The organism is Macrococcus bovicus (genome assembly GCF_004359575.1).
Taxonomy (GTDB): Bacteria; Bacillota; Bacilli; order Staphylococcales; family Staphylococcaceae; genus Macrococcus; species Macrococcus bovicus.
Map to the genome: position 1 here is coordinate 41,500 of NZ_SCWF01000014.1, position 11,852 is coordinate 53,351.

9 protein-coding genes are annotated in these 11,852 nt (G+C 48.2%); all 9 read left to right on the forward strand.

What is annotated here, in order from left to right; translation table 11 throughout:
- Positions 1 to 40: 40 nt before the first annotated feature.
- The 9 genes from miaB to ERX55_RS10295 all read left to right on the forward strand — a co-directional run bounded on the left by miaB (position 41) and on the right by ERX55_RS10295 (position 11,714).
- Positions 41 to 1,573 carry a tRNA (N6-isopentenyl adenosine(37)-C2)-methylthiotransferase MiaB gene (gene miaB, locus ERX55_RS10255; protein WP_133452487.1) on the forward strand — a complete coding sequence of 511 codons (1,533 nt, stop codon included), beginning with the start codon at positions 41 to 43 and terminating at the stop codon, positions 1,571 to 1,573.
- A complete protein-coding gene (locus ERX55_RS10260; protein ID WP_133452488.1) occupies positions 1,573 to 1,998 on the forward strand; it encodes a YlbF/YmcA family competence regulator in 426 nt (141 codons plus the stop codon). The genes miaB and ERX55_RS10260 overlap by 1 nt, the downstream gene beginning before the upstream one ends.
- 56 nt (positions 1,999 to 2,054) lie before the next feature.
- Positions 2,055 to 2,543, forward strand: a complete 489-nt coding sequence (gene thiW / locus ERX55_RS10265; RefSeq protein WP_133452489.1) for an energy coupling factor transporter S component ThiW — start codon at positions 2,055 to 2,057, stop codon at positions 2,541 to 2,543.
- Positions 2,544 to 2,555: 12 nt separating this feature from the next.
- Complete coding sequence (gene mutS, locus ERX55_RS10270; RefSeq protein WP_133452490.1) at positions 2,556 to 5,045, forward strand: DNA mismatch repair protein MutS; 2,490 nt, start codon at positions 2,556 to 2,558, stop codon at positions 5,043 to 5,045.
- A gap of 8 nt (positions 5,046 to 5,053) precedes the next feature.
- Positions 5,054 to 6,919 (forward strand): DNA mismatch repair endonuclease MutL, encoded by a 1,866-nt coding sequence (gene mutL, locus ERX55_RS10275; RefSeq protein ID WP_133452491.1) that lies wholly within the window; start codon positions 5,054 to 5,056, stop codon positions 6,917 to 6,919.
- Positions 6,920 to 7,459, forward strand: coding sequence for a glycerol-3-phosphate responsive antiterminator (locus ERX55_RS10280; protein ID WP_133452492.1), 540 nt, complete (start codon positions 6,920 to 6,922; stop codon positions 7,457 to 7,459).
- Positions 7,460 to 7,585: 126 nt separating this feature from the next.
- The gene (locus ERX55_RS10285; protein ID WP_133452494.1) at positions 7,586 to 8,404 is read left to right on the forward strand and encodes an MIP/aquaporin family protein; all 819 of its coding nucleotides are present in this window, start codon (positions 7,586 to 7,588) and stop codon (positions 8,402 to 8,404) included.
- A gap of 12 nt (positions 8,405 to 8,416) precedes the next feature.
- On the forward strand, positions 8,417 to 9,925 hold the full coding sequence (glpK, locus tag ERX55_RS10290) for a glycerol kinase GlpK (RefSeq protein ID WP_133452495.1): 1,509 nt from the start codon (positions 8,417 to 8,419) through the stop codon (positions 9,923 to 9,925).
- 118 nt (positions 9,926 to 10,043) lie between these two features.
- The gene (locus ERX55_RS10295) at positions 10,044 to 11,714 is read left to right on the forward strand and encodes a glycerol-3-phosphate dehydrogenase/oxidase (protein ID WP_133452496.1); all 1,671 of its coding nucleotides are present in this window, start codon (positions 10,044 to 10,046) and stop codon (positions 11,712 to 11,714) included.
- Positions 11,715 to 11,852 lie beyond the last annotated feature (138 nt).

The window sequence follows — 11,852 nt, forward strand, 5'->3', positions numbered from 1 at the left end:
TATACTAAATAGATGATAAATGACTGGAGAGGGTTTTGAAATGAACGAAGAAAGTCGGATCCTAGGTTCTCAGGCCAAGACAGAGAAGAAGCCTGAGAAGGATTACAGCAAATATTTTGAGCATGTCTATCAGCCGCCAAGCCTGATAGACGCTAAAAAACGTGGAAAAGAAGCGGTGAACTATCACCATGACTTTACGATTGAGGAAAAATATCAGGGTCTGGGTAAAGGCCGTAAATATTACATCAGAACATATGGCTGTCAGATGAATGAACATGATACAGAAGTGATGGCCGGGATATTTGAGGCACTGGATTATACAGCAACGAATGATGTCAACGATGCGGATGTCATTTTGCTGAACACTTGTGCCATCCGGGAGAATGCTGAGAACAAAGTATTCGGTGAGATCGGTAACTTAAAGCATCTGAAGCTTGAGAAGCCGGATGTACTGATCGGTGTCTGTGGCTGTATGAGTCAGGAGGAATCTGTCGTCAACAAGATCCTGAAATCCTATCAGAACGTCGATATGATCTTCGGGACGCACAACATTCACCGCCTGCCGGCTATTTTAGAGGAAGCTTATTTATCTAAAGCGATGGTCGTTGAGGTCTGGTCTAAAGAGGGCGATGTCATCGAGAATCTGCCGAAGTCACGACTCGGTGCAACGAAGGCATGGGTCAATATCATGTATGGCTGTGATAAATTCTGTACCTACTGTATTGTACCGTTCACCCGCGGCAAGGAACGAAGCCGCATGCCGGAGGAAATCATCCAGGAGGTAAGAGACCTCGCACGACGCGGGTATAAAGAGATCTGCCTGCTCGGACAGAATGTCAATGCCTACGGTAAGGACTTAGGCATCCATTACGGACTCGGCGATTTAATGGCAGATATCCAGAAGATTGATATCCCGCGCGTCCGTTTCACGACAAGCCATCCGTGGGACTTTGACGACCGTCTGATTGAAGTGCTGGCTGAGGGCGGCAATATCGTGCCGCATATTCATCTGCCTGTGCAATCAGGTAATAACGATGTCCTGAAGATCATGGGCCGTAAATATACACGGGAGAGCTATCTGGAACTCGTCGCTAAGATCCGTGAGCAGATGCCGGATGTCGCGCTGACAACAGACATCATCGTCGGTTATCCCAATGAGACAGAAGCACAATTTTTAGATACAATGGACTTGTACGAACAAGTCGGCTTTGAACACGCCTATACGTATATCTATTCCCCGCGTGAAGGGACGCCGGCAGCCAAAATGAGGGATAATGTGCCGATGCGTGACAAGAAAGACCGTCTGCAGCGTCTGAATAAGATAGTGGAGAAATATTCTGAGAAGACGCTGCAGAATTATTTAGGTCAGGAGGTCATCGTCCTCTGTGAAGGACCATCGAAAAAGAATGACGAGATTCTTGCAGGCTATACCGATAAGAACAAGCTCGTCAATTTCCGTGCACCTAAGGAAGCCATCGGGCAATTTGTCAAAGTAAGAGTAACAGAGACTATGCGCTATTCAATGAATGGTGAATTAATCGCTATTTTAGACCAAGTAGGAGTGAGCCATTAATGTATACAAACGATCAGATCTTAGAACATGCGAAACAGCTCGGCCGGATGATGGCTGAGACGGATGCGGTAGAATTCTTTAAGCGTGCTGAAGCTCAGATTCACGAGAATCAGACTGTGCGCGAGAAAATGGCTTCATTGAAGTCCCTGCAGAAACAAGCGGTGAACTTTGAACAATACGGCAAAGAGAAAGCCCTGCAGATGACAGAAGAGAAAATTGCGAAAGTGGAAGCTGAACTGGATGACATGCCTTTAGTGGATCAGTTCAAGGAGGCGCAAGGTGAAGTCAACTCACTTCTGCAGATGGTCTCTCATGCGATCAGCCAGACTGTGACGGATGAGATCATTGTCTCTACCGGTGGAGACGTCCTAAAAGGTGAGACGGGCGCTCAAATAGCAAATAGTGCACCTGGTTGCGGTAACTAATAGACAAAAGTCGGTTCTTGGATGAATCGACTTTTTTTAACGAAAGGACGGTTAAGATGCAAAACAATCAGACCCGTAAACTGACTTTAACGGCGATTATCACGGCAATCAATGTAGTGCTGAGCCAGATGATCTATATTCCGCTCGGCCCTATCAAAGCCTTTCCGGTCCAGCACTTCGTCAATGTACTATGCGCTGTTCTTGTCGGCCCTTGGTACGGTTTAGCCCAGGCATTTCTGACCTCAGTCATCAGACTGATCTTCGGGACTGCGACACCTTTTGCCTTCCCCGGCAGTATGATCGGTGTATTATTAGCAGGACTCATCTATCAGCGCAGCCGTAAAGTGGGCTTCGCCGTTATAGGAGAAGTCATCGGCACCGGTATTGTCGGCAGTCTTGCCACTATACCGCTGATCTATATGATGAACCTTGACTTCAGCAAGTTCTATGTGATTACCCCTCTCTTCCTGGCCAGTACTGTCGTCGGCAGTCTGACTGCATACGGACTTTTAATCGCACTTACTAGACGAAATCTATTGAAATAAAGGATTGATTGTATGAAACCGACACCTATGATGGCTCAATATCTTGAAATCAAAGCGCAGCACGCTGACTCTATACTTTTTTTCAGACTGGGTGACTTCTATGAGATGTTCTACGACGATGCCGTCACGGCCGCCCGGGAACTGGAAATCACATTGACCCGCCGCGATAAGAAGAACCCGATTCCGATGTGCGGTGTGCCGTATCATTCAGCAAAAGGCTATATTGAGAGACTGATCGATAAAGGATATAAAGTCGCAATCTGTGAACAGATGGAGAATCCGCGTGCAGTGAAGGGGATGGTCAAGCGTGAAGTCGTCCAGATCATTACGCCTGGGACAGTCATGGATGGTTCCCTGGATGAATCATCGAATAATTACTTGATGGCGATTCTGCAGGACCTCGACTACCATATCGCTTATGCCGATATCTCAACCGGTGAACTGAAAGTGACCACCTGCACAGAGGAAATATTGCTGAGTGAACTGGCGAGCATCAAGCCGAGTGAGATCATTCTAAGAGAGCCCCTGGCCCCGGAACTGCTGGCGAAGGTCCATCAGATCACCACTGTGGTATCAGTCTACGAGGCGACAGGGACTGTGCCAGCGCAGGCAGCGGAACTGTCGCCTTCAGCACAGGCCGTCACGGCGCTGCTGTTTGCTTATGTCACTGAAACACAAAAACGGGATCTCGCTCATATTGAACAGGCGGTCAGCTATCAGGCGATTGATTATATGCGGCTTGATCTCTATGCCAAACGTAACCTTGAACTGACAGAAAGCATCCGTCTGAAGACCAAAAAGGGGACGCTCTTATCCATATTCAATGAAACGAAGACGCCGATGGGGCATCGCCTGCAGAAAGAGTGGATAGAGCGGCCGCTGATCAATCAGGAGGCGATCACGCATCGCCACGACCAGGTGGCGCTTCTGAATGAGCGGTTCATAGAGCGCGATGCACTGCGTGAACATCTGGCAGAAGTCTATGATATCGAGCGCTTAGTCGGACGTGTCAGCTTCGGCAATGCCAATGCGAAGGACTTGATTCAGCTGAAATATTCTATTGAGCAGCTGCCGAAGATCAATCAGGTGCTTCAGTCAATCGGGCTGACGGAGGTAGACGACCGTGAAGTGATGAGCCTGGTCCAGCTCCTTGAATCATTGGAAGAAGAAGCGCCGATCTCTATTAAGGATGGCGGTATCTTTAAGACAGGTTATCACGCAGAGCTCGACGGCTATCGTGATGCAGCCAGGAACGGAAAACAGTGGCTGAGTCAGATGCAGCAGACAGAACGGGAACGGACGGGGATTCGTTCCTTGAAAGTCGCCTTTAACAAGGTGTTCGGCTATTACATTGAAATCTCAAAAGCCAACTTACATCAGTTCAACGCTGACGACTTCGGCTATATGCGTAAACAGACGCTGACGAATGCCGAACGATTTATCACGGAAGACTTAAAGGACAAGGAGGCTCTGATTCTTGGTGCCGAGGAGAAGATGATCGATCTGGAGTACCAGCTCTTCATCGAACTGCGCAATCAGGTCAGAACCTATACGGTGGCCCTGAAGCGTATCGCGAGAAGAATAGCTGAACTGGACTGTCTGCAGAATTTCAGTCAGGTCGCCATGGAGAACGACTACGTAAGACCTGTATTCAGTGCGCGGACACTGCAGCTGACTGAGTCAAGACACCCCGTTGTCGAGCAGGTGATGTCGAAAGAAGACTATGTCCCGAATGACTGTCAGCTGGACGACGAGCAGTATATCGATCTGATTACCGGCCCGAACATGTCGGGTAAGAGCACCTATATGCGGCAAGTCGCCCTGATCAGCATCATGGCGCAGATGGGGTCATTTGTCCCTTGTGCCGCTGCAGAGATGCCGATTTTCGATCAGATTTTCACTCGGATAGGCGCAGCGGATGACCTGGTATCCGGACAGAGTACTTTTATGGTTGAGATGCTTGAAGCACGCAATGCGCTGAAGAACGCCACGGCTGACAGCCTGATCATCTTTGATGAGATCGGCCGCGGCACATCTACGTATGATGGTCTCAGCCTGGCACAGGCCATGATTGAGTATGTGCATGACCATATTAAAGCCAAAACGCTTTTTTCAACCCATTATCATGAACTCGTACAGCTGGAAGACACATTGCCGGCACTTGAGAATATTCACGTTGCAGCCAAAGAATATAAGGGTGAGCTCATCTTCCTGCATAAAGTCATGCCGGGGGCTGTTGAGAATAGCTACGGCATCCATGTCGCGCAGCTCGCGGATCTGCCGGCAGAAGTCATCAGCCGCGCCAGCGCTCTTCTTGACCGCTTCGAAAAGGCAGAGGCAGCCGTGCAGCCGGTATCTGCTGAACAGGTTAAAGAACCGCAGCTGTCATTTGACCTGTTTGGCAGCAGTGTGGAAGAAGAACTGAAGCAGCTTGATATTGCGCGTATGACGCCAATAGAAGCACTCCTTAAATTACAAGCATTACAGGATCAACTGAAGTAGGTGAGAATATGGGTAAAATTCAGGAGCTGGATAGACAGCTGGCCAATAAAATCGCGGCAGGTGAAGTGGTTGAGCGCCCGGCATCGGTCGTCAAGGAGCTCGTAGAGAATGCGATAGATGCAGGGGCGACCGAGATAACAGTGAAAGTCAGGGAAGCGGGACTCGAGTCGATTGCTGTGACAGATAACGGCAGCGGCATTCTGGAGGAGGATATTCCGCTTGCTTTCGGCCGGCATGCCACCAGTAAAATACATGACAACCACGATCTCTTTCATATCCGGACGCTGGGCTTCCGCGGCGAGGCACTCGCAAGTATCACCTCAGTCAGCCGCGTCATCCTCCGGACCTGCGCCGACCATACAGTCGGTCATGAGGTCAAAGTCGAAAACAGTGAGATTATAGACCAGACATTGACTAGAGCCAAAAAAGGGACGGAAATCATCGTCAAAGATTTATTTTATAATACGCCGGCACGTCTGAAATATGTAAAAAGCCTGCATACAGAGCTGGGCAAGATCACCGATATTATGAACCGTTTTGCGATGAGCCATAGCCACATCCGTTTTAAACTGGAGGCGGATGGCAAGGTGCTGCTGCAGACAACAGGCAGCGGGCGTCTGAATGAAGTGATGGCCCAAGTCTATGGTATGACGATTGCCCGCGACTTGATTGCGATAGAGGGACAAACGGGCGATTATGAAGTGACGGGTGAAATAGCGCGTCCTGAGCACACACGGGCGAACCGTCATTATATGTCGCTATTTATTAATGGCCGCTATATTAAAAACTTTATGCTGACGAAAGCCATTCTGGAAGGCTATCACACATTGCTGCCTATCGGCCGCTATCCAGTGGTCGCGATTCAGATAAAAATGGATCCGGGACTGGTGGATGTCAATGTCCATCCGACCAAGCAGGAAGTCCGCCTGTCTAAGGAGCCGGAGCTGATGACGCTGATCACGCGGCTGATCAAGGAGGCCTTACTCGGCCAGAGTCTGATACCAGAAATTACAGTGCCGAAGAAAAATAAGGTGCTGGAGAAATTTGAACAGCAGCGGTTTATCTATGAGCAGACAAGACCCGTTCAGTCGCTCGATAAGCCGGTCGTGCAGGAAGATAAGCCCTTTTTCCCGGAAAGTACAGAGCGTGCAGACAGCTCCGAAGAGAAACCGTCTCAGCCCTTTATCGTCTACCAGGAGATGACTCGGCAGGATGAGGCGCCGGAAGTACCTGACAAAAATGATAAGCCGGTAACTGCCACCAGCCCTGCTGCTGAGAGCGTCCATCCTGAACGTAAACTGCCGATGATGGAGGTGGTCGGTCAGGTACACGGGACCTACATCATCGCCCAGAATGAGGAGGGGATGTATATGATTGACCAGCATGCAGCCCAGGAGCGTATCAAGTATGAATATTACAGAGAGCGCATCGGTCACGTGGAACATCAGGTCCAGCCGCTGCTCGTGCCGATCGCCCTCAGTTATACACGTGACGAGGCACTGCGTATTGAGAAATACCGGGATGAACTGGCTGCAGTCGGTCTGGAGCTGGAATCTTTCGGTGGCAGCGATTATCTGGTCCAGGCCGTGCCGACATGGTTTCCAGCTGACGCTGAAGAGACCATCAAGGATATTATCGAGTACTGTCTGACGCATCAGTCTCTCAATCTCAATAAATTTAGAGAAGACACTGCCATTATGATGAGCTGTAAGAAATCAATCAAAGCGAACCATTATCTTCGTCAGGAAGATATGGCAAGACTTCTGGAAGAACTGGCATACACAAGTGAACCTTACACTTGTCCGCATGGGCGTCCCATCACCATCAAATATACGACCTATGAACTGGAAAAAATGTTTAAGCGAGTGATGTAAATGATATTACCGGCAGTGAGAGATTTCAAAGATATTGAAAAACTGAGCAAGTCCAATTATAAGCAATGTGTCATTCTTGATACCCATATCGGCCACCTGGGGAACATATTAGCCATGCTGAAAGATAAGCAGGTCTTTATCCATCTAGACCTGATCAAAGGTTTATCCGGGGAAGAAGCGGCCGTCGAGTATATCTTCCAGAAATATAAACCTTACGGTATCATCTCGACCAAGACGAAAATCATCAAAAGAGCAAGTCAGCTCGGAGTGAAAACGATTCTGCGTGTTTTTATCATTGATTCAAGCGCATTAAAACGTTCAATCGGCATCATCGAGCAGTGTGACGCTGATTATGTGGAGGTGCTCCCGGGCATCGCCTCAAAAGTCATTCAGGAAGTCAGACAGAAGACAGGCAAGCCGATTATTGCAGGCGGACTGATTGATCAGGAAGAAGAAGTTGAGCAGGCATTAGCACATGGCGCTTTTGCCGTCACCACCAGTCGACGTGAATTATGGGAAAAATTTGAGTTTAGGAATTGACAGCGGTTTCACAATTCTGTAACATATAAGACAAGTTAATAAAAGACGTGAGACTTGAGACCCTTCTGCCAAGTAAAGGGTCTCTTTTTGTCTTATTATTGACACAAAACGAAGGGAGTGGAAAAAATGAGTGAATTTTTAGCTGAACTGGTTGGTACAGCCATACTCATTCTGTTTGGTGCAGGTGTTTGTGCGAATGTGAATTTAAGAGGTTCTTATGCTAAGGACAGCGGCTGGATTGTCATCGCTCTTGGCTGGGGACTGGCAGTTGTCATGGGGGTGTACGCGGTCGGCAGTATTACAGGGGCTCACCTGAATCCTGCTGTAACGATTGGCTTAGCGGTTGACGGTGCATTCGACTGGGGTAAAGTGCCGATGTATATTCTGGCACAGATGCTTGGAGCTATGCTCGGTGCACTGATTGTCTGGCTGCATTTCATGCCGCACTTTAAAGCAGAGGAAGATCCAGGCACCAAGCTTGGCGTCTTCAGTACAGGTCCTGCCTATCCGAACTATGTCGCGAACTTAATGTCAGAGATTATCGGGACGATGATCCTGGTGATGGGTCTGCTCTTTATCGGTGCCAATAAGTTTACAGATGGACTTAATCCGCTTATTGTCGGCGCGTTGATCGTCGCGATTGGTCTGAGTCTCGGTGGTACGACAGGTTACGCCATCAATCCGGCGCGTGACCTCGGTCCACGTCTGGCCCATGCTATTCTGCCGATTCCAGGAAAAGGACCTTCTAACTGGGCGTATGCAATCGTGCCAGTGATCGGACCGATTGCAGGCGGGATGCTCGGTGCGACCCTTTATCATCTGCTGTTTAAAGGCGAGATTGAGATGATCGGCTGGGTGTCAATTATCGTGACGATACTGACCATTGTACTTGGTTTTATCATGAATAAGACTGTTTTACGCGGCCAGCAATCCAAACTATTATAAGGAGTGTATGATATGGAACAATATATTTTATCAATTGACCAAGGCACAACAAGTACACGTTCAATGATCTTCAACAAAGCAGGCGAAGTAGTAGGCGTCGCTCAGCGTGAATTCAAACAGTATTTCCCGAAAGCGGGCTGGGTAGAACATAATGCCAATGAAATCTGGCAGACCGTCCTTTCTACTATGTCAGACGTCCTGGTGTCTACAGATATTAAAGCGAATCAGATCGCCGCGATCGGCATCACGAATCAACGTGAGACGGCTGTAGTCTGGGATAAGAACACGGAGCGTCCTATTCATAACGCCATTGTCTGGCAGTCACGTCAGACGCAGGAAATCTGTGATGATTTAAAGGCGCGCGGCCTGGAACAGGAATTTCGGGATAAAACAGGGCTGTTACTTGACCCTTATTTCTCAGGGACAAAAGTGAAATGGCTTTTAGATCATGTGGAAGGTGCACGTGAAAAAGCGGAAAAAGGCGATCTGCTCTTCGGTACCATTGATACTTGGCTCGTCTGGAAGCTTTCCGGCGGCAAGGCCCATGTGACAGATTACTCCAATGCAAGCCGGACGCTGATGTACAATATTTACGATCTTGAGTGGGATGACCAGTTACTCGACTATCTGACAGTGCCGAAACAAATGCTGCCGGAAGTTAAAGCTTCAAGTGAAGTGTACGGTGAGACAGTGGCTCATCATTTCTTCGGCCAGAATATTCCGATTGCCGGTATCGCAGGAGACCAGCAGGCTGCACTCTTCGGCCAGGCTTGCTTTGAAGCAGGGGAAGCTAAGAATACTTACGGCACAGGCTGCTTCATGCTGATGAATACAGGCGAGAAAGCTGTGAAATCAGAAAGCGGGCTGTTGACGACTCTTGCTTACGGATTAGACGGCAAAGTGAATTATGCACTTGAGGGTTCAATCTTTGTCGCAGGAAGTGCTATTCAGTGGTTACGTGATGGGATGCGCATGGTCAGAAATGCCCCTGAATCAGAAAACTATGCCAACCGCGTCACTTCTACTGAAGGCGTCTATGTGGTGCCTGCCTTTGTAGGGCTCGGGACACCCTACTGGGATTCTGAAGCACGCGGCGCTGTCTTTGGTCTGACACGTGGCACAGAGAAAGAGCACTTTATCCGTGCAACCCTGGAATCACTTGCCTACCAGACACGCGATGTACTGGATGCGATGGAGAAAGACTCCGGTATTCAGCTGAAGGGACTGCGTGTTGACGGAGGCGCTGTTAAAAATAACTTCCTGATGCAGTTCCAGTCAGATCTGCTTAATGTGCCTGTTCAGCGACCGGAAGTCAACGAAACGACGGCACTCGGTGCAGCTTATTTGGCAGGAATTGCCGTGGATTACTGGACGTCTAAAGAAGAGATCCGCGACCGCTGGAAACTGGAAAAAGAGTTCTCTCCAGCAATGGAAGAAACAGAACGTGAAGAACTCTATGAAGGCTGGCAGACAGCGGTGAAAGCGACTCAAGTGTTTAAAAGAAAAAAGCAGGCAAAATAAGGGTTTAGATATCTGAAAAGTGGTATAATGATTACAAGTTAATAATTACAAGAGATACGAGACTTTGAATACAGTAATGTAGGCGAAGTCTCTATTTTTTTAAACAGGAGGAAATAAAATGACATTTTCAAATCTTTATCGTAAGCAGATTATCCACAATCTGAAGAACAATGAATATGATTTAGTCGTTATCGGCGGTGGGATCACCGGTGCAGGTATTGCGCTTGATGCGACGCAGCGCGGCATGAAAGTGGCCCTGGTTGAGATGCAGGACTTTGCTGCTGGTACAAGCTCACGTTCGACTAAACTTGTCCACGGTGGACTGCGTTATCTGAAGCAGCTGCAGATCGGGGTTGTGGCTGAGACAGGCCGTGAGCGTGCCATCGTCTATGAAAACGGTCCGCATGTCACCACGCCTGAATTTATGCTCTTACCGATGCATAAAGGCGGCACTTTCGGTCCTGCCACTACTTCAATTGCCTTAAAAGTGTATGATTTTCTGGCAGACGTCAAAAAAGAAGAGACCAGAAAAATGCTGAGCCGTGAACAGACGATCGAACGTGAACCGCTTGTCAAAAGAGACGGCCTTAAAGGTGGCGGCTACTACGTTGAATATCGTACAGATGATGCCCGCATGACGATTGAAGTCATGAAACGTGCCGTTGAAATGGGTGCTGAAGTCATCAACTACACAAAATCAACCGGCTTCATCTATGACAAGAATAAGAAAGTCATCGGCATCAATGCTGAGGATCTGCTCACTCATGAGAAGTTTGAAATTCTCGGCAAGAAAGTCGTCAATGCAGCGGGTCCATGGGTAGACTCAGTACGCGAGGACGATTACAGTAAAAATAATAAGCAGCTCCGCTTGACTAAAGGGGTTCACCTCGTATTTGATCAGAGTGTCTTCCCGTTAAGACAGGCCGTCTATTTCGATACCGAGAAAGACAAACGGATGATTTTCGCGATTCCACGTGACGGCAAGACTTATGTCGGTACGACTGATACATTCTACAATCGTGAAAAAGCGCATCCGAAAGTCACTCAGGAAGACAGAGACTATGTCATCGATGCGATTAACTACATGTTCCCGACTGTCAAAGTAACAGATAAGGACATCGAGTCAACCTGGGCAGGTATCCGTCCGCTTATTCTGGAAGAAGGGAAAGATCCTTCTGAAATCTCCCGTAAAGATGAAATCTGGGAAGGTAAATCAGGTCTCCTGACGATTGCCGGTGGTAAATTAACAGGTTACCGTCATATGGCTGAAGAAATTGTGGACCGTGTAGCGCTGAGATTAAAAGAAGAGCATGGTCTCAAGTTTGCGGAATGCCGCACTAAAAATACGACGATTTCCGGTGGTAGTGTCGGTGGATCGAAAGGTTTTGAACTCTACAAGAAAGAACTGCTGCAGTCGATGCCAGACGTCGGTCTAACCCGCGAAGAAGTGATTTCGCTGATTGACCACTACGGTTCAAATACACCGCTTATCCTGAACATTGCGCAAGCTCAGCGCGGAGATACTAAAGGTCTGCCGCTCAAAGTGTACAGCCAGCTTGTATACAGCATCCAGAACGAAATGCTGCAGACACCATCTGACTTCTTTGTCCGTCGTACCGGTGCACTTTACTTCGACATTCATTTTGTCAACCAGTACAAAGAAGCGGTTATTGCGGCGATGACGGAACTGCTTCACTATAATGACCAGCAGGTGAATGAATACACAGCGGAACTCGAGCAGCTGATCAAGGAAGCGACACATCCATCTGTTCAAGTATCCAAAGAATAAGATTAAAGAGGTGAACATCACCCCGTCAAGTAGACACGTAAAAAAATAAAATCAGTTACTCGGCTGCGCTTGAATAAGCGCAGCCATTTTTAATGAAATTCTTTCTTTATTAAAAAATTTGATGTACTTAGTGAGTTC